This window comes from Parabacteroides sp. FAFU027 (assembly GCF_022808675.1).
In the GTDB taxonomy this organism is placed as follows: Bacteria; Bacteroidota; Bacteroidia; order Bacteroidales; family UBA7332; genus CAXXIC01.
The window spans coordinates 166,386-186,624 of sequence record NZ_JAKZKV010000004.1 but is presented as its reverse complement, the minus strand read 5'-3'; the positions used below and the strand labels follow the sequence as shown (position 1 = coordinate 186,624).

Annotated in this window: 12 protein-coding genes and 1 pseudogene; 3 read left to right on the top strand and 10 right to left on the bottom strand. The window is 41.3% G+C overall.

The features are described from left to right. Positions 1–70: 70 nt before the first annotated feature. The 6 genes from MLE17_RS08145 to MLE17_RS08120 form a co-directional block, all read right to left on the bottom strand. Entirely contained in the window at positions 71–3,187 is a 3,117-nt protein-coding gene (locus MLE17_RS08145) for an ATP-binding cassette domain-containing protein (RefSeq protein ID WP_243348261.1), read from the bottom strand. 121 nt (positions 3,188–3,308) lie between these two features. Continuing rightward, positions 3,309–4,121 (bottom strand): hypothetical protein, encoded by an 813-nt coding sequence (locus MLE17_RS08140; protein WP_243348260.1) that lies wholly within the window; start codon positions 4,119–4,121, stop codon positions 3,309–3,311. Between the two features lie 341 nt (positions 4,122–4,462). Further along, entirely contained in the window at positions 4,463–5,062 is a 600-nt protein-coding gene (locus tag MLE17_RS08135; RefSeq protein WP_243348259.1) for a DUF6266 family protein, read from the bottom strand. A 268-nt stretch (positions 5,063–5,330) separates the two neighbouring features. Further along, a complete protein-coding gene (locus tag MLE17_RS08130) occupies positions 5,331–7,040 on the bottom strand; it encodes an SWIM zinc finger domain-containing protein (protein WP_243348258.1) in 1,710 nt (569 codons plus the stop codon). 80 nt (positions 7,041–7,120) lie between these two features. Further along, positions 7,121–7,561, bottom strand: a complete 441-nt coding sequence (gene tnpA / locus MLE17_RS08125; RefSeq protein WP_243348257.1) for an IS200/IS605 family transposase — start codon at positions 7,559–7,561, stop codon at positions 7,121–7,123. A 266-nt stretch (positions 7,562–7,827) separates the two neighbouring features. Then, on the bottom strand, positions 7,828–8,901 hold the full coding sequence (locus tag MLE17_RS08120) for an RteC domain-containing protein (protein ID WP_243348256.1): 1,074 nt from the start codon (positions 8,899–8,901) through the stop codon (positions 7,828–7,830). 622 nt (positions 8,902–9,523) lie between these two features. Between MLE17_RS08120 and MLE17_RS08115 the strand changes: the two genes are divergently transcribed. After that, positions 9,524–10,333: a hypothetical protein gene (locus tag MLE17_RS08115; protein ID WP_243348255.1), complete on the top strand. Its 810-nt coding sequence runs from the start codon at positions 9,524–9,526 to the stop codon at positions 10,331–10,333. A 410-nt stretch (positions 10,334–10,743) separates the two neighbouring features. After that, positions 10,744–11,355, top strand: a complete 612-nt coding sequence (locus tag MLE17_RS08110) for an SAM-dependent methyltransferase (RefSeq protein WP_243348254.1) — start codon at positions 10,744–10,746, stop codon at positions 11,353–11,355. A 680-nt stretch (positions 11,356–12,035) separates the two neighbouring features. On the opposite strand, the gene MLE17_RS08105 is transcribed toward MLE17_RS08110, so the two are convergent. The 3 genes from MLE17_RS08105 to MLE17_RS08095 form a co-directional block, all read right to left on the bottom strand. Then, on the bottom strand, positions 12,036–14,792 hold the full coding sequence (locus tag MLE17_RS08105) for a substrate-binding domain-containing protein (protein ID WP_243348252.1): 2,757 nt from the start codon (positions 14,790–14,792) through the stop codon (positions 12,036–12,038). A 174-nt stretch (positions 14,793–14,966) separates the two neighbouring features. Next, entirely contained in the window at positions 14,967–15,854 is an 888-nt protein-coding gene (locus tag MLE17_RS08100; RefSeq protein ID WP_243348251.1) for a carbohydrate kinase family protein, read from the bottom strand. A gap of 50 nt (positions 15,855–15,904) precedes the next feature. Then, complete coding sequence (locus MLE17_RS08095; protein WP_317236630.1) at positions 15,905–17,275, bottom strand: sugar porter family MFS transporter; 1,371 nt, start codon at positions 17,273–17,275, stop codon at positions 15,905–15,907. Positions 17,276–17,532: 257 nt separating this feature from the next. On the opposite strand from MLE17_RS08095, the pseudogene MLE17_RS18945 reads away from it, so the two are divergent. Continuing rightward, positions 17,533–18,635: pseudogene (locus MLE17_RS18945) on the top strand (ISAs1 family transposase). A 33-nt stretch (positions 18,636–18,668) separates the two neighbouring features. Here MLE17_RS18945 and MLE17_RS08080 read toward each other — a convergent pair. After that, the gene (locus tag MLE17_RS08080) at positions 18,669–20,213 is read right to left on the bottom strand and encodes a glycoside hydrolase family 32 protein (protein ID WP_243348247.1); all 1,545 of its coding nucleotides are present in this window, start codon (positions 20,211–20,213) and stop codon (positions 18,669–18,671) included. Between the last annotated feature and the right edge of the window lie 26 nt (positions 20,214–20,239).

Here is a 20,239-nt window from a genome sequence, read left to right as displayed (position 1 = left end):
GATGGCTTTTCACCCTCTGCGTTTGAGGCAAACAAGCTGGCCAAGAAAGGATCTCAACTTTAGAACACCATTATATATGCCCTGACATTCGTTGCAATCGTTGGTTGATTCTCCGTAACCTGAACCTTTCTATGTATTTAATCAGCTTCCGTAGCAAGTCGCAATACAGAGCGATGTAAAACAGAGCAGCGGATAGCCAGATAAACAAGACGTTGAACAAAGGGGTCGGAATTGTAATACCATACAATATTTTTACCGGAGAGTAAAAATGCGCCCGGCCCCAATCCGATGACGGTAGCTGGTAAACAGGATCGCGCTTTTGTATAAAACGATCGCCTGTGTACCTGATCTCGTTAAACTCGTCTTTTTTCAGAAGGACAGATGACAACGCGTCATTATAATATTGTTCTTTAAACCGAAACAGAGCGTCGTTACCACCCAGTTTCACGGCAAGTTTATTTAATTCAACATCTTTCTGGCTGCGATATACTTTGTATTGATCATTCAGTATTTGCTTTGCATTCGTCAACGCTGTTTTAAGCCCATTGTAAGTGGTTTTATCATAGTTGTCCAGCCCTACATTAAATGTACTTTTCATTGTCGGGAATTCTCTTTCGATCTTCTCAATCTCTGATCCGATCACTTTTACATCATGGTTCAGAGAAAACACGTCTTTTGACTCCAGTTCCTGTTTACAGTTTTCGTTCAACGACTCAAGTTCGGGGATAAGGGATGAAGCAATGAAAGTAGTCTGACTCATGCCTCTTTCCTGATCATATAGTTTTGATTCGTATTTGTTGTTCATAAATTGATTTACCGACAGAGCTTCGAAAGCCCAGCGTGAAGTCATCATATCACCAATCACCGGTACATATTGCTCTGAGGAGAAAGAACGGTGCAACTTGTCGAAATTCACAATAACCCCGCTGAACAGGATTTGTGGTACCAGGATTAAGGGTATCAGGATATAAATCGACACCACAGAATTGAGTCCACTACTGATATTTAAACCAAGGATATTGGCAAAGCAGGCGGTCGAAAATAAAATGGCCCAGTAGCTGAATGTAAGACCCTGAATTTCAAGGATTGAATTTCCGATCAAAACGAACAACAGGGACTGAATAGCCGAAATAGTAAAAAGGATCACTATCTTACTGCTTAAATAGCTAAACCGGCTCAGGTTCAGGAATTGCTCCCTTTTTAGCAGTTTCCTGTCTTTGATTATCTCTTCGGCACTTACGTTCAACCCCAGGAACAATGCCACCACCACACTCATAAACAAGTAAGCGGGCAGGTTTTCATTTTTGCTGAATACGTAGGCATTGGGATCAGAGGCTGTTCCTGCAATGAATTTGGTAAAAAAGCCAAGTATCACGGCCAATACAGGAGCTTCAAGCAGATTTATCAACAGGTATTGCTTATCCTTGATCTTCGCCAGTGTATCGCGCATGATGAAGGTCTTGAATTGATTAAACCTACCCGGTATATTGTAAAGGTTTGCAGGCAATTTCTCTTTTTTCTGCTTTAATGCTTTTGATTTCCATGCAAATTTCCTCTCGAAATTCTCAAGGTATAACTGGTACCAATCCTCTGGTTTCACCCGTCGTTTACGCACAGGTTTTCCATTCGGGCCTACAATTCGGGCTTCGATTATCCGGAGTGGTTGCTCTGTTTTAACATTACCGCAAACATTACACTCGCGTTCTTCGGCATTGACATAGTGTGCCTGTTTTTTAAAATATACAATGGCATCCATGGGGTTGCCGTTATATATAATATGTCCCCCTTTATCAATGATTAAAAGCTTGTCGATTAGCTTGTAAAGATCGGATGAAGGCTGATGTATATTGATGATTACCAAACGGCCTTTTAAGGTCTGTCTTTTCAGCAGGACGATGACTTTTTCCGAATCCATGGAAGACAAACCGGAAGTGGGTTCATCTACAAACAATATAGAGGGCTCCCTGATCAACTCAAGGGCAATATTAAGCCGTTTGCGTTGACCACCGCTCAGGACTTTCCTTAACGGGTTTCCAACGACAAGATCACGGGCTTCCACCAGATCAAAGTCTGACAGCGCTTTTTCGACCAGTTTAACGATACCATCATGATCGATATGACTGAAACACAATTTGGCATTGTAATAGAGGTTTTCAAATACGGTCAGCTCCTCAATCAACATATCATCCTGAGGGACAAACCCGATAACACCCTGTAGTTTGCCGGATTCAGCGTGCAGATCATATCCATTGACGGAAATGGATCCATTACTTAATTTATAACTTCCGTTTAAGACATTGAGCAATGTTGATTTCCCGGTTCCGCTTCCCCCCATGACAGCCACCAACTGACCTGACCGGCCTCTGAAGCTAAACTTATGGATACCAATCTGGGTAGCGTTGAATTTGTATTCGATATCAATAGCCCTATAGATAATCTTGCCTTTATCTTCCCGATGAATAAACTTTTCAGCTATTGTACCATAATACACCGGTGGCATCAGCGATGTCTTAATGATCGAACCGGCATTTAACAGATAAGCCCTATCCTGCTCCATCATGGTTCCGTTCATATAGAGGTTTCGGGGGCCACTGTATCTGAAAAAGAATGAATTGGTGCTTCTGACGTGCAATACCCAAACCAAGACCTGTTGAGGTGGGTTGTAAATATGTTTTATCCCTACGAGAGGCAACTCTTTATTCCCGGAAATCAATAACAGTGCAGCTTTGTCTGACACTTCTTCGGGACGCTTCAGAATGAAGTCATTGATATTTCTGTAATCATTCTCATTGATCTGAAGCTCACGGGCCAGGATACTTACAAAAGCAAGTGCTTGTTCTCCGACCTCTTCATCACTTTTCATGAAGTTAAGGAGCAATCCGATCAAAATGACCCTGGGCTCCTCTTCCATTTCGGCATTCACATGCCTGCTGATCTCCAGAATCTTCAGATACCTTTCACTATTGCTACTTCCTTTTTGTTCATTCTTATCCTGACGTACAGCGCCCTGATATTTATCCAAATAGAAGTCATAACGCTCCAGGTAAGCTTCAACAAATTCTTTGCTGTAATATTTTGAAAGAAAGAAATTCACCAATGAGCGGGTCCTGCCTCTATCATCCGCTTTGATAATATCAGAGAGGAGGGCGAACAATTGCATCAGGGCTTCAAGTAGTGTTTCACTCATAAAGGTAGTTTTGGTATCGCTAATTCAGGACGTGACAGTATAACAAAAAAAAGGAGCCTGTTTCTTTTGCAAGATAGCCCCTTTTATTTTTTTTAATCCCATTTACCGGGATGTATTGAAATTACTCTACTATTTTATTACGCAATTCACTTACAGCACTTTGTATTGAATTCAACTGTTTTTCAGTGATTGCTTTTTCATCAATTGAATCGTAGATTTTTTTCAATGGCTGCAAGTCATCGTATGCCGATTTTACATCCGCATTGTTGGTATTCTTAGCCATCAGGCCTAATAGTTTGTCAAGTGATTTCTTTTGATCAAGAATGATCTTAACCATCTCTACGTTTTTGTAAGTATCTTCAGAAATATGAGTTGCTATATACAATCCCTCAACCCAGCTACCGGCCATGATGATTGTAGACACTCCACTTCTGTCATTTTTCTGCAAATATTTATATGTACTGTAGAATGATTCAGTAATAATTTTCACCAGCTTTTCCTTGTTGTCGCCGCTTTGCTCTATTTTATCAATGATATCAGGATCAATGGCTGAGCTGATGTTGAGTCCTTCAACAAGAACTTTTGACGCCTTCATATAGCTCATAGTTTCCTTCTGCTGGCGATAAGTACTTGCATAGCATAGATCAGCACCATAAACACCCAGGTTCAGGGCCTGACTTCTTTCAGTCAGATACTTATTAACATTTTCCGCAGAATTTGAAAGGGTCAATATATATGCAGCGCCAATACGGTTCAGCATTTCGGTTAATTCAAAGGATGTTGGCATTGGATACACAACCTCCTTGACATCCTTCTCTACTTCTTTTTTATTAACTTTATCTGATGACTGCTGGCGATTATTGCAAGATGACATAAATGCAACGAATGCAAGTATTAATGCTGCAGAGACAGATTTGCTTATTTGTTTTCTCATAATAATTATAATTCAATTGGTTTGCACAAATATAGTAGATTTACTTGAATCCTGTTTTATATGACTTTTAATTTATATCAAATTGCAATTACAGAACAGCCAACCAGGGCATTAAAAAGAATTAATGGAGATCAGAACAAAGAATCATGTCCTTATAATTCATTGATGCCAATAGCCCAACCAAATAACTAAAGGAGGTTATTGGATGCAGAAACAGCAGCGCTGCGAAGTCTCTTTCAACAACATTAAAATGAAAAGCCCCAGTAACTGAAAACGAAGTGATTCAGACACTGTGGCTTTTTCAATAATCCTGTAATCATTGATCCGATAACCCGAAATCCCTACCCTATAAGTGGCACATACACTGTATTGGATGCCTTTTTCCCATCAGCTGTTGTGGCAAACAAAAAGACACATTCAATATCCGCAGCTAACAACTTCGGTAACGTAACCGTTACAGTCCAGTTCTCTTCACTCCCGCGTGGCTGACGTTTTGCATACAATGCTCCGTTTTTTGCCTTCACCAAGACCATTATCACATCATCGGCTGACGAATATGGATAACTCTGATTCGATTCACAACCGAGTGTTAACCCCGCATCTCCCAGAGAGGTTGTCATCACATTTACCGCCGCTAATGAACCTTTAGCAAGTTGCAGTTTTTCGTAGATAAGCGCTGGTGCATCACCGCTGGTATCAATAGCGTTAGGCATGTTCAGATACATAAAAAAGTTATACGGAGAGTACCGTTCGGGACGTACCGGAAACCCGGCATCAATGAAGCCGCCCATCGACTGGTAAAAATCAGCCGTCAGCTTGAAACATGCCCGTTGGAGTTGCTGAGCATCCGTATTGGCATCCTTCCGGTTGAAGGCTTTCGAACTCACCACGTTCTGTCCGCGGTGTACATAAGTGTTGAAGTTAGCCATTGATTTTCTCATCTGGCCGGTCAGGGGATTTTGAGCAATACTCATAATAATTGGTGCCGTCCTCTGTACCCGAAAGCAACGCGCTTTCTTCGTGATTCCGACATTGCAAAATTAGAGCGGCTCAAAATTTGTTTTATGCAAGTTGTAGTACAAGTGGTATGATTTATTTTGTAACTAACTGATTGTATGAACGATAAAAACAAGCACCAAATAGGGTATTTCAAGGATGTATTATATAGAATGCCCGATACCGGGTATAAAGCCAGAGTATCTATTCCCCCTATACCTTACTCAATTCTTCAATCATAGCCCTACGATTCGAATATTGTTTTTTCAGGCTATCAATTACAGCATCTGTAACGTCTCGTTTACCCATATTCACTACACGTTTGAGATACCCGGCCATCTGCCTGTAATGATCGCGGCTGGTCGCATGTTTTAATTCATTATGAATCAATGTCGTGTAATATGTAGCCAATTCATTGACATATCGGGGCAATAAATATTTCTCAACATGCTCCAGATGATAGAATGTAATATTTTCACTCAGGAAATTAAACAGCTCTTCCCATCGTTTTTCCGTAATAAAGACCTCCGAAATCTGATAAAACTCTATCCATCTTCTCTTTTTCGCATCCACAATAAGCCTATCCACAAAACTGTTCCATTCTGAAGTTTCGACCAGCTTTTTCATCAGAGCAAAATATTCCTTTCCGGGACGTCTGCCTTTATTCAGAAACTGATACCTGGCCAACTCAATGATTTTATCCCGGTTCTTACATTTCTCATAAATCTCCAATTGCATCTCCCGCCATTGAGTGACTAACCCCGGTTTTTCTTTTTCGTCGTATTGGATTCCATCTTCAGCTATCTTGAGCGCCTTTTCGTAATCCTTTCCGGCTATCAGGTTATTGATAATTTCAGTTCGAAAATCAGACATATTGATATGAGCCTGCATAAAGGCCTCAACATCTGACTGTATCCCCTTTTTCTTCAACAATTGCAGACGGAGCTTTGTGGCTTGTTCAAAATTCCAATCCCACGATTCCCCATTGGGTTTAACTGATTGCAAAATCTGATCAATCCGGTCATACTCTTCCTGAGTAGTTTGCAGCTCAATCGCAAGATTAATCATTCCCAAATGCCAATCCCAGCCATCGAAAAGTTTCTTTTCAAATGCATCCAGAGCATAAGTGAACAACTCTTTTCGTAATGGCTCATCCCTGTTTTCACGGATAATCTGATGAAGTAAATCCATTGCCTGCTCTATTAACCCTCCAACGTCACCACCGCTATCATCCACATATTGTAATGCTGCCACCATTTCCTCAAGAAGAGCCTGAGCCATATACATAGCAATGCGATATTCCCCCTTGTTGATCATCTTTTCTGCCAGCCCCTCCAGTTGATCAATCTCCCCGGTCGCTTCACTAATGCTGTAATAGTCTATAAAACCGGATCTATCCGCATGTGAATTCATCACTTCCCGGATTTGTTTCACGTACAATTCCTTCGATGCAGACTCTGTCAAATCACTATACCGGGCTATAAACATATCCCTGAACGAACGGTCATTTTGGCATTGTTCATAAATTACCTTTTTTAGTTCGTCATGTGACAGTTTCGTCAACAGCTCTTCTATCTGGTCTGTCTTACTTTTGGGTTTGGGCTGCGACTTCGTTTCTTTCGGATTCTCAACCGGCAATTCGATCGTCAAATCGTTTTCTCTCATATAATAGAGACATGCGACCACATGTTTACAAACAGGGCCATCGTCGTAAGGGCAGTCGCACTCCCAATCAACTAACAAACCGCTTTTGGTCTTTAAAGAAACCTCATATTCATTATCAGAGCCATCGACCAACGCTAAATATTCGTCCGGACCGTCTTCTTCAAATGCGATTATCTTATCATCGTTGAAATATACCAGACCCCGTTTTACGATTTTAGGATCAATAAATTGTTCGAATTCGTTTAGTTTTATTTCCATATTGTCCATATTTGGCTAAAGCCAATTGTTTTTTTATCTATTGGAATGGCCTAAAGGCCAATCCTATTCATGAATAAAAATTATTCATCCTTGAATCTCTGGAAACCATATTTTTCCATCAACTCTTTATACTCATCATCCCAGCTTTTACGGGTATGATGGCTCTCCTGATTTTTAATATAATCCCTCACCTTATCAAGCATAGATTCAGAAACTGACACTGCAAAATATTCATCCTGCCATTCAAATTTCTCATTCAATAATCCCGATTTATTGATCCAAAATGAAGATTCGCCTTTGATGAGCTGCATGACCTTACGCATAGTTTGGTCGTCTCCCAGGGATACCAAACAGTGGCAATGCTCTACATAACCATTCACAAAATCAATATAGATTCCTTTTTGCTTTGCATTGTCCAGAATGTGTTTCCACATTTTCTTCCGTAAATCCGGGGTATGCAGATAAGGGTGTCTGTTCTTGGTTGACCAGACGAAATGAATATAAACCTTGATGAATGGCATAATATAAAATTCTTTTGGCTAAAGCCGGTTGTAATTAATATCCATTTCGGGAATGGCCTAAAGGCCAATCCTATTCATGAATTGCATCCATTATGAATGGCCTAAAGGCCAATCCTATTCAGAAATCACCTCCTTTGAATTGCCTCCAGCTTTAGCTATTCTTCATTGAATTGCCTCCAGCTTTAGCTGTTCTTCATTGAATTGCCTCCAGCTTTAGCTGGAGGGGAAGGAATTATTCCAATAGGCTTTAGCCTAATTCTTTTATTTCACTTTCTCCCCGCCAACTTCTCCTCCTTCTCCTCCACATAGCTCTCAAAAGCAGTCTTGAGACCATCCAGATAAGGAGTCATATTCTTCTTGCGGGATGTGGCCTTATTGAGTTTACCCTCCGCATCTTTTATTTCCATATTGAAAATCTGCTGAAAGTAATCTATCAGCTCTTTGCGGGTGAGTGGCCTTCCATCTTTACGCTTCAGGGAATCACTTTTATACAGGGCAGCTACCAATTCGAGTAAATCCGTTGCCGAAACATTCCAGTTGTATGGTGTTGAGTCGCCTCCCTGAATAATGACCGGATTGTTTTCAATAGCTTTATGGGTAAGGGCTTTCTTTTCAAGCTCCAGCCTCATCTCCAATCGCTCCCGTTCAAGAGCACATAGTTGAATAAAATTAGGATAATAGACCGGTGAATAGACATATTCGCTCTTCATTTTCCCTGATGATAACTTTGTGGTTTTAAGCTTATCAAATTTAAGCTGCCATTGTTTCAGATCAAAAAGCCGATCATTAATCAGATGTATTTGCGCCAGAGTATCCAACCCTTGCTCGCGACATTCGGCTATCATCTGATCAAAATCAAAACGCTTATCCATTGGCGGCACCAAACCGGATTGTTCTTCTCTCTCTGCTTCCAGACTATCCATTACCTGATCGAAGGTTTTATCAACCATATCGGTAGTTGAATTCCCTGTCTCATAAAAGTCATACAACAAATCATTGTATTCATTAATCAGCAGTTTCAGTTTCAAGAGATAACTGACATCATTTCCCGACTGCATAATCTCCCGGTTCAGATCGTCATCAAAGCCATCCCACTCAACGAGATACTCAAACGAATCAATCAGATAATCATAGATTACATCAACATCCTGATATTCGCGAATATTTTCGACCAACTCACTATAAAAGTTTTCGTACTTTTCTTTGAATCGCTCTTTCGTATATGCTGTTTTTCCTTTTTGAATATCTGATGGATAAGATCCTCCTTCAAAAATATATTGAAAGAACCCGATGGCTCCTTCCATAAAATCACATAGTTCCCTTGCTTTTTCTGTTTTCATCCGATAAATTAATAATCTAAGCTTATTGCTGAAATTAATATTCTAGGTTATAACTCTCTTCTTTAATAATGCCAGTCCTTAAACCAAACATTTCCGACAAATATAGACAATACCTCATTTAATATTCACACTTTCTTTCAAACTTTTCAACACATCGAAATTATATAGATATCATACTGTAATTTGATTTATCATATATATATCATATATCTATCGTATAACTTCAGTATATCTACTATATACTAATATAGGTATATGATATAAGTAGTATTTATAACCTAATCAAGACCGAAAGTAAATTTATTCCTATTTTTACGGTATCTTTATGGAGTGATGTGGATACAACCAGACAGCGTGCTTGCACCTGTCAGCGTTGATATAAGTGCATCAGGACACTTAGCACCTAAAACATAATATATCCTACTGTTACAATGATTCCGCCCCATCCCGATAATTATCGTGACCCTGAAGGGGCTTACACTGTCTGCTAAAAATGGGCAACATAGGATATCAGAGCAAAAAACGCAATATATTAATAGCCTGCACGGCGGAAAAAGTCCCCTTCAGGGGATATAGGGGCGGTGGCGGAGAGTAGTATCAAAAATAATATAACAAACATAATATGGCCAAAGTAAGAGGAGCGATCCAAATGACCGGCAGCGTAAAAGGGGTAAGTTTCTATACCCGCCGGGGTAGTGATGAAGTAATCATGCGCACCAAAGGAGGTATATCCAAAGAAAAGATCAATAAACTGCCTCAATTTGAGAGTGTACGCAACCAGCAAAAAGAGTGGAGCGGCTGTACCAAGTTTGCATCGGGTGTCAGGATGGCTTTCGGTGGTCTTCATAGGCTGGCTGACTATAATGTTTCTTCTGTCCTGAACGGATTGGGGAACAAACTGCAAAAGGTGAACACCACACATGAAAAGGGTCAAAGGCCGGTTTGCCTAGCTCCATTAAAAGAAAAGCTGGATGGATTTAATTTCAACCGGAATTACCCGTTCAACAGCGTGCTACGTATATCAGTCACGTTTGAGATTGACAGGGAGCATCTACAGGCAAAAGTATTTATTCCCCGCATCAATACGGAGATTGATCTGCTCAACATACAGAAACTTCCTTTCTTCCGTGTCATTGCTGCATTGGGTACTGCCTCTGATATCTATTACTTGGAAGAGCTCAACGATTACACCCCGGCAGTGGATGGATTGCATGGCGCTTCGGTGGTCACAAATAGCGCATGGATGACCACAAATACCATTATACCGGAGCAAACCCTGACCGTACAAATGAGTGATAAACAGGTAGCGATGCTGACAGACGATGTTAGCGTACTGCTCAGTATTGCGGTAGAATTTGGGAACGTGGGATTTACCGGTGAACCTGTAGAGGTAAAATATGCGGGGTGCGGGAAAATACTCAAAGTAAAATAGACAATCCGGTAAACCTCTTTCCCTCAAAACTGTTTTTACTGAATAAAAAAGGCTCTATAACGGTTAGTATGAATAGATATCTATTCAGCCTTTCTTTAGGGAAAGAATTTCCCTAAAGAATTTCGTGGGATAATTTAGGCCAAACTCTATCTAAATAATTTTAGCCACGAAACGTAGTTCGACGCAGTCAATGCACGAATTAAAACACAGTATATAACCTTTTGGTAATCAAGTGAAATGGAAATCGAAGTTTCACGAATCTTTTTTCATTACTGAAAAAAGATTAGACATATTACTTATTCGTGGATTAACTTCGTTGATTTTCAATTCGTGGCTAAATAATTATGATTGTAATACCTTCAATACATACCCATACAAACCGTTATAGAGCCATAAAAAACGATTTTCTTATGCAAGAATTCTGGAACGAAAGATACAGCAGCAATGAGTTTGCTTACGGAGAGAGGCCCAATGAATACCTACGGGCGAAACTGAAAGGCATTCAGCCCGGTAAGATTCTATTTCCGGCAGAAGGGGAAGGCCGAAACGCAGTGTATGCAGCAACCCTTGGATGGCAGGTTTCGGCATTTGACCTGAGTGAAGAGGGCAAGAAGAAAGCCGAACTATTGGCGCAAAGACACCTTGTGCAAATCAATTATCAAACCGGAGAATTCAGTTTACACGATTACCCCGCGGAATCGTTCGATGCGGTTGGGTTGATATATGCCCATTTCCCGGCTGAAAAAAGATCCGAATACCACCAAACAGCAGATCGTTGGTTGAAAAAAGGAGGTCTGGTCATCCTGGAAGGATTCAGCAAAAAACATCGCCAGTTTAATGAAGCGGATGAAAAAGCGGGTGGCCCACGGGATGAGCGAATGCTCTTCTCTCTGGAGGAAATCAAATCGGATTTCCCTAACTACCAGATTATCGAGTTATGCGAAACGGAGACAATCCTGCATGAAGGGTTGTATCACAACGGTAAAGCGGCTGTAATTCGGTTTGTGGGGAGGAAAATGTAGATGCCAAAATGATTTACAATTGAACTATTTACCATTGACAATCCACTCAATATTTACCATTTAAAAATTTACAATTGACAATCTAGAATACGCAAAATCGCTCAAACAGTAAATTGCAACTGGCTAAATTGTAAATCCCGTTATTTTTTTAGTCTATGTTTTTTTGTTACTTTTTTGCGCCAAAAAAGTAAAAGAAGAAAAGGGGAATTAGTAAACTGGTGAATTTGAGGATTAGAAAATTGGAAGACTGTATCTTATCGAAAGCGGCTACGAATAGGGTCAATACATGTAAAAATATTTTTGAACCAGAGCTCCTGATGTAAGAGATAACTTTTCGGGTGTTGCGGTTTTTAACCGCAATTATATACGATGAAAATCAGCGGTTAAATCCGCGATAGCTATCGGGACGCTGCACCCGAAAAGGCCTACCATAACTTACACTTTTTACCGTCTAAAAGATTTGTCATTTTGCTAATTGGCAGGCCCCCATCATTATTTTCATTTCCTTAATTGTTTTAATCATCTTCATTTCTTTCACTATCTTACTCCTCTTCATTCTTCATTCTTCATTCTTCATTTTTTTAATTGTCTTAATTACTTTCATTCCCTTAAATCTCTTCCTTAATCAACGCGTCAAGCGGCATGAAGCCGCTGCTCGCCAACACCCCCCTGACGGAAACTCAATGATTCATCTGATATTCCGTAGGGGAAATATTCAACACCTCCTTGAAACACTTCGAATAATAAGATGGTGAGGTAAAACCGCACCGATAGGCAATTTCACTGATGGTGAGATTCTTTGCAGCCAGAAGCGGCAATGACTTCTTGATTTTATAGCTTTTGAAAAACTCACTTGGAGAATAGCCGGTTATCTCTTTTATCTTACGGTACATATGAATCCGGGACAAACCAATTTCCTGGCTTACCTTCTCTATGCTAATGTCGCTTTCACTGAGATTATCGTCAAGTACAGCGCACACCTTCTTGATAAACAGCTTATCGGATGAATCCAGCTCCACATCGGCATAACTTCCAAAGAATTCATTCTTGAAATAACTTTTTATCTGCTTCTTCAGAGACAAGAGATTCCTGATTTTCAGTTGAAGTTGTTTGGTATTGAATGGTTTGGACAGATAATCATCTGCTCCTAATGAAAGGCCGTTGATCATCTGCTCTTCACCGGTCAGGGCCGTAAGCATAATGATGGGAATATGGCTGATGGCTAAATCGGATTTTACCGTTTTACAAAATTCAAACCCATCCATTTCGGGCATCATGACATCACAAACAATCAGGCTGACTTCATTGTCGCGTAACACCTGAAGCGCTTCCTTTCCATTGGTAGCAATCTGGACGTTATACTCCTGCCGGAATGTGGTTTTAAGATACTCACGCAGATTATCATCATCTTCCACAATGAGCAGTGTATGCTCCCTTGACTCTGTGATATTATCCACCGACATCTCCACCTCTTTGAATACCGGCATCTCAAAGATTTGTTCCTTTTGCAGGCATTCATCAATATTGTAACAGGTAGTTTCAGGATTAAAGTGCGCTTTGCCTTTTTTCAACACAATGGTAAAGCGGCTCCCCTCACCCGGATGGCTCTCCACCGAAAGCGTTCCGCCATGTAGCTCTATAAACTCTTTGGAGAGGTTCAGTCCGATCCCTGTACCGCTGCTATAATCACCTGCTCCCTGATAGAAGCGCTCAAACACCCGGTTCATCTGCTCCGGCAGCATACCTTTACCGGTATCTGATACCGTAATAATTACCGCTTCGGCATCATCAATCAGCTCCACCCGTATCTTTCCGGCTTTAGGGGTAAACTTAAAGGCGTTTGACAAAAGATTGAGTATCACCTTCTCTATTTTATCCTCATCGTAAAATATATCAACGCTTTCGCAGGGAAGAGACATGGTGTAATCTATCATCTTGATATGCGCCTGATAGTTGAATGCCGATTTGGCGTTCTTGACCAGAGAAACAATGTTTTGCTCCTTCACATAGAGTTTCATCTCGTTTCCTTCGATCTTCCGGAAGTCGAGTAATTGGGTAATCAGCCTCAACAAACGGTCGGTATTGTTCTTCATCACCATCAGTTCACGGTGAATCTCCGGAAACTTCTTCATTTCCAATATCCGGTCAATGGGTGAAATCAACAGCGATAACGGTGTCCTTAACTCGTGGGAAACATTGGTAAAAAAACGCAGTTTCTGAGCTGTAACGTCCTCAATCTTTTCATTCATAACCACCAGTTGCTCCCGTTGCAGAGCCAGCTCGTCCCGTTGGTTATTGATCTCCGTATTCTTTTGCTGCAACTCAAAATAGATCCGTTTCATGTGCAGATATGCAAAGTACAGCAGTATAGCAAGAAATAAAGCAATACACAGAAGAATAACGGTAATGTACAGCAAGGTACGTTGGTTGTTGTACTTATAGTCCAAAAACTGTAGTTTCAGCAGTTGGTTTTCAATTTTCCCCAGATAATCGTTGATTTGGGTAGATTGCAGTTTCAGAATCTCCGCATTCGTTTTATCAACAACCGCTGTATTCAACAGATATTCTTTCCGGCAAGGTTTATTTTGCAAAATATCCAGAGCTACCTGAATGGCTTTCCCTCCACCGGTAGGATACAGCAGCGAGGCGGTCAGTTTACCATCAATCACAGCCTGAATACCACCATGAGGTCCCTGCAATGCATCCACTCCCACAATGATCAGCTTATGAGGGTCGATTCCCCGTCTGACACAAGCTTCGTAGGCCCCCAAAGCCATTTCGTCATTGTGGGCAAAAATAGCTTGTATGTCCTTTAGGCCGGGATAGGCTTTCACTTTATCAAAGGCGACGCTCCTCAACCAGTTACCACCCAGCTTTGCTTTTACGGAGAGGTTGCTTTCATCCGAAATATTCTCAACAAATCCTTTGTGACGTTCCCGGGCTGGTGATGATCCCTCAAGGCCCCACACTTCAAGAACGTTTATTTTCCGATCAGCCAGGTTTTTCAAAAATAAAGCGGCTGATTTACCTATGGCATGATTATCCGAACCAATAAAAGTCGTATAGTCATCGCTATCGATTTTCCGGTCGATTAAGATTGTAGGGATTCCTTGTTTAAAAGCCTTTTGGGCAATGGGGGTAATCGGTTTTGATTCATTGGGAGAAATAATCAGCAGATCCACCTTTTTATTCAGAAGGCCCTGTATTTGTCGAGCCTGCAGGTCGCTGTTTCCCTGAGCATCTTCAATGATTAGCTTTATATTATCATGAAACGAAGCTTCGATTTTCATCTCATTGATCATCTGTTTTCGCCAATTATCATTGCCTACACATTGGGAAAATCCGATGGTATAAATGCGTTCTTTCTTATTGGTACAGGAAATACTGACCAGTAGTGTAATCCCGATCAGTATAGCATTTGTGATTTGTCTTCTCATAAGACTGGTTTTAGATCAAAGGTTATAAAGACAAAGAAAGAAAAAATCAGGTTTCAGTACAATACAATTGATAATTATAACTGCAAATGCCGGCTGCTCACTCAGGAACAACCGGCTTCATCACAGTTAACCACTAACTATCCATCAGTTAACACACACAATCTTTCAAAACCATCAAACCAAACCTATCAATTCTTCTATGATATTGCTGTATTCGGGGGTAGCTCCATGATTGGTACAAACAAAAGCAGAAATCTTAACCGCCATCTCGTGACATTCGCTCAAAGGTTTCCCTTTCAGCAATCCCATGGTCATGGCAGCCGTAAACGAGTCACCTGCTCCTACCGTATCTTTCACCTCAACGATTGGCGTCTCTTTAAAAGACTTTTCTTCCGGGGTAAAAAGGAAACTGCCTTTCGTACCACAGGTATAGGCCAATAGCTTCAAATCATAGGCTTTTATGATCTGGCGGCAAATGGCTTCATCATCACCTTCCCAGCCAAACATCTTAGCCACGACAATCAGTTCATCATCATTAATTTTCAGTACGTTGGCCAACTGCAGGGAGGCTTCCAGCAACTCTTTACTATAGAAACTCTGGCGCAAATTGATGTCAAAAATCTTCAACGCACTATCCGGAACCAATTTGACAAAACCGGTAATGGCTTTGCGGGAAACCTCGTTACGCTGCGCCAGACTTCCGAAACATACCGCATCTGTTCTTTTAGCCAAAGCTTCATGTTCGGCTGTCAGCGTTATAAAGTCCCATGCAACCGGTTGTAATATCTCATACTCTGGAATTCCATCATGCAAAGTAACATTTACTACTCCTGTAGCATAAGCTACTTTATCCAGTTTCAGATTCAAATCAAAGGTGGATAACTGACTAAGGATTTCATTGCCCAGTTCGTCATCACCGATAGCACTCACCACATAACTTTCCGCGCCCAACTGATTGGCATGGTAAGCAAAGTTTGCCGGCGCTCCACCCAACACTTTACCCTGTGGAAGCAAATCCCACAAAATCTCACCTAATCCTACGACTGTACTTTTTGTTTTCATGTATATTTTATTTTTTGAAGGGTAATCACGAGGATTACCCCGACAACGTTTTATTTTACCAATCCCAATTCTTTTTCAATTTGTTCCAATGATTTGCCTTTTGTTTCAGGGATATAAATCTTGATGAAGACAAAGGCAATCAAACTAAATACACCAAACATTCCGAATGTGATTCCACCCCCCAGATTGTTGAGCACCCAGGGAAAGAACTGCACCACCAATAAGGTACAGGCCCAGCTGATTGCCGTTGAAAATGACATGGCAACTCCACGGTAACGGGTCGGGTACATCTCGGAAGTTACCACCCACATCACAGGTGCCAGCGATGCGGCAAAGAAAGCGATGTAGGTCAGTAATGAAATCAGAATACCGAAACTATTCCCTGAATTAAAGGCAAACGAACCGGTCAGGTAAGCCAATGCCAGCGTCATCCCGGCTGCTCCCCATAGTAATAACGTTTTACGGCCTTTTTTGTCCACCAGGCGAACAGCTACAATGGTAAATACAAAGTTGACAAACCCAACCAGGATAGATTGCAATAAGGCCGTGTCTCCACCAACACCCGTTTGTTGGAAAATCGTTGGAGCATAATTCACCACGGCATTGATACCGGTGATTTGCTGAAGCACAGCCAGCGTTGTACCCAAAAGCATTACATAAGCCAGTTTACCCCGGAAAAGCTCTTTGAAGCGAACCGGCTTATCCGATTCATGTGCTTTGGAAGAGGTTTCGATGTTTGCCATCTGTTCTCCGGCATAAGCTACCCCTCCTACTTTTTCAAGGATTACTTTTGCCTCTTTGTTTCTCCCTACTTTAGCCAACCATCTTGGACTTTCAGGGAAAGCAAATACTAAAAGAATCAGGTAGATAAGGCCAAACACAAACGGAACCAGCAACATATAGCGCCAACCGTTGACTACACTTACCAATCCAAAGTCAATCACATAAGCCAACAAAATACCGATAACAATAGCCATCTGGTTGTTTGAGACCAATGCCCCCCGACGTTCAGCCGGAGCAATCTCCGATATATATGTCGGACAAAGAACCGATGCAGCACCCACGGCAATTCCGCTCACAATGCGGGAAGCTATAAAGAGCAAGAGAGAATCTGCCAATCCGCATCCCAATGATGATACCATAAACAGAACAGCAGTTATCATCATCAATTTTTTACGGCCATACTTGTCGCTTAACGATCCGACAAATAACGAACCGACCAGACAGCCAACCATAATGGAGCTAACAGCCAAACCTAAAGAAATGTCATCCAATACGAAGTATTCCTTTAAGAATGGAATCGCACCCGATATCCCGGCCATATTCAACCCAAACAATAATCCGCCGTTGACCGCGACAAATGTCACCCAATTTAAAAATCCTCTGTTCATTTTCGTATTTAATTTAAGGAGTTGTTTTATTTACAATTTGTTCATTTACAATTTTGTGTTCCAAAAGAGTTCCCTGGGATAAAGTTGTTAAATTCTCGGAAAGCGACCCCTCCCGACCTCCCCAAAATGGGGAGGAGTGGTGCTAACATTACGGAAGTCAGGTAAAAACCTGATTAAATGTGCAAACATTCATGTTTAGAACTGCGTTAAAGCCCCCATTTTGGCAGGGCTGTTAAGTTCTTTGGTTAGTTCTTTGAAATGATTATATTAGCATAAAAATTCAATCGATGCAATTAATAGAAGTGCTATCCACAATAGAAGATTATCGCTCACCATTTGGTCGTCGCCATTCTTTGCAGAATATCATTATTATGAGTATTCTTGGAGTAATGAGTGGCAAATCTGGCTTTAGAGAGCTTGCCAGGTTCATGAAAAACAATGAATCTGAGTTTAGACAACTACTAAAACTGCGACATAAGGTTCCATCTCATGTAACATTAACGGCTGTTTTTAAAGAGATGAATTTCAGTAAATTCAATGAGGCTTTTAATATCTGGGCAAATCAGTACGTAAGGCTGGAAGACCAAGAACTCCTTAGTATAGATGGTAAAGCAATAGCCTCGACAACGACTAACAGTCATAACAGTTATCAGAATTTTGTCAGTCTGATTTCCATCTTTGCTTCCAAACGGGGCTTAGTAGTTGGCTGTCAGAAGATCGAAAATGCAAAGGCAAGTGAGATTCCGACGGTTAAAGAATTGATCGAAAAACTGGATATTGAGAATTGCATATTTACTCTTGACGCTCTTCATTGTCAAAAAAAACAGTAGAGGTAATTATAAAGAGTCGCAATAATTATATTATTCGGGCAAAAGCTAACCAACCGAATTTATATAACCAAATTAAACTCAATACTTCAAATCAGGATACTGCAATTGATGGTTATGATCGGACAGACAAAACCCGAAACAGAACAGAGCATCGGAGAATTTCTATCTTTAGTAATATCAATGGTATATCTAAAGAATGGACTGGGTTGAAGCGAATCATTAAGGCCGAAAGGACAGTCCATTATTCAAATGGAAAAATCCATCAGGCTGTTGGTTACTACATCTCCAGTGTAAAGTCTGATAGCGCAGAGTTTTTTGCCAAAAACGTCCGTTCTCATTGGTGTATCGAAAACCGTTTGCATTGGGTTAAGGATGTCACAATGAATGAAGACAAGAGTTTTCCTGTTGGTGGATTTGCTCCTGAGAATATTTCTATTCTGAGAAACATTTCAATCAATATCTATCGTAATAATGGATTTGATTCAATCAAACATGCGATTGAAAGACATGCTAATAAAGTCAAAGAACTATTTGCTTTAGTCTCATCTAAAGCCGATTAATTAAGAATTTAACAGCCCTGCCAAAATGGGGATTTAGGGGGTTTTCAGTTCCCACATCTTACATTCACTCACTTTGGTTTTTCCCTTATCGGAGAATAGTAAAAGCTTAGAATAAGGCTGTGTCGGGAAAACGATGTTCGTCATCACCACTTTTCCTTGTTGAGCAAATACCTCTACGGAAGCTTCGTCAATTACAATGTTCAGCTCTACTTTCCCATTCTCTACCGGACAAGCTGCCGAAGTAATGGCTGGAAAGTCTTTGGAAAAATCCACTTTTCCCGATTTCATACGGTCCATGTAGAGTTGCTGCTTCACCTTATCATAACCGATTACCACTTCCTCATTCTGACCATTTGTCAGTTTTACACCGAATTGTTTGCCAGACTTCTGATTTACCGCGAAAGTCAGCTTCAATTGAACCGGTGAGACAGTGGTTGAAATCTCTTTCGAGCCATTAACTTGTTTAACTGCAGTTTTTATTTCATTCTTTCTAAATGCATCAAGCTCTTTCACCGGTTGTGACACCAATGAATATCCCTCTTTCGAAGGAACCAGAGACAACTCCCGGGGAAGTGTCATCGCGCTACGCCAGGCGTCTGTCGGCACTTTCTCTGCATATTGCCAGTTGCTCATCCATCCCAGGAAAAGGCGTCTGCCGTCTGCTTTGGGTATATTCGACCAGGTGACACCGGCATAGTTGTCTTTCCCGAAGTCAATCCAGCGGATTTCCGTATTATCCGGTTTGAATTTTTTCCCATCAAAATCGCCCACAAAGTACTGAGTTGCCGAGCCTCCGAAAGGTCCTCCGGGATTGATGCTGACCAACAACACCCATTTGGTTTTATCTGCATTACCTGCTTTCAGCGGGAATATATCGGGACATTCCCATACGCCACCGTGAGCCCCTATGTTTTGTCCGAACTCACTCTCAAAGGTCCAATCCAACAAATTGGGGGAAGAATAGAATCGCACTTTGTCTCCGGCAGCAAAAACCACTACCCATTTCTGCGTCTGCTCGTTCCAGCTCACTTTAGGATCTCTAAAATCACGCATTCCCGGATTTGGGATAACCGGGTTCTTTGCATATTTCGTCCAGGTGCGACCATTATCCAGGCTATAGGCCATTCCCTGATACTGATACACGTTGCTTCCGCTTCGTTCAAGTTTGGGATTGTGGTAAGTGAAGACCGCCACCATCGGAGGATTTTCTTTTGTTCCTAACCCCGAGGTATTGTTTATATCCACCACCGCACTTCCCGAAAAGATGTATCCGAGACTATCCGGATAAAGGGCTATCGGCAGATGCTCCCAGTTCATCATGTCTTTACTTACGGCATGCCCCCAGTGCATTGGCCCCCAGGTAGTTCCATCAGGGTAATATTGATAAAAGAGATGGTATTCCCCGTTATGGTACACCATGCCGTTGGGATCGTTCATCCAGTGGGCTTGCGGGGTAAAGTGAACGTGCGGACGGTAGGCTTCTTGCCCCAAAGCCCTTTGCGTAGCCGTTTCCGCCCCGAAACATACAGTAAACGCAGACAGCGCAAATGCCGCTATACTGAGAATTGTCTTTTTCATTAGGTATTGTGTTTTTTGTTATGAGT

Coding starts and splice junctions, on each gene's coding strand:
- MLE17_RS08145 (WP_243348261.1), bottom strand. CDS start 3,187: ATGAGTGAAACACTACTTGAAGCCCTGATGCAATTGTTCGCCCTCCTC.
- MLE17_RS08140 (WP_243348260.1), bottom strand. CDS start 4,121: ATGAGAAAACAAATAAGCAAATCTGTCTCTGCAGCATTAATACTTGCA.
- MLE17_RS08135 (WP_243348259.1), bottom strand. CDS start 5,062: ATGAGAAAATCAATGGCTAACTTCAACACTTATGTACACCGCGGACAG.
- MLE17_RS08130 (WP_243348258.1), bottom strand. CDS start 7,040: ATGGAAATAAAACTAAACGAATTCGAACAATTTATTGATCCTAAAATC.
- tnpA (WP_243348257.1), bottom strand. CDS start 7,561: ATGCCATTCATCAAGGTTTATATTCATTTCGTCTGGTCAACCAAGAAC.
- MLE17_RS08120 (WP_243348256.1), bottom strand. CDS start 8,901: ATGAAAACAGAAAAAGCAAGGGAACTATGTGATTTTATGGAAGGAGCC.
- MLE17_RS08115 (WP_243348255.1), top strand. CDS start 9,524: ATGGCCAAAGTAAGAGGAGCGATCCAAATGACCGGCAGCGTAAAAGGG.
- MLE17_RS08110 (WP_243348254.1), top strand. CDS start 10,744: ATGCAAGAATTCTGGAACGAAAGATACAGCAGCAATGAGTTTGCTTAC.
- MLE17_RS08105 (WP_243348252.1), bottom strand. CDS start 14,792: ATGAGAAGACAAATCACAAATGCTATACTGATCGGGATTACACTACTG.
- MLE17_RS08100 (WP_243348251.1), bottom strand. CDS start 15,854: ATGAAAACAAAAAGTACAGTCGTAGGATTAGGTGAGATTTTGTGGGAT.
- MLE17_RS08080 (WP_243348247.1), bottom strand. CDS start 20,213: ATGAAAAAGACAATTCTCAGTATAGCGGCATTTGCGCTGTCTGCGTTT.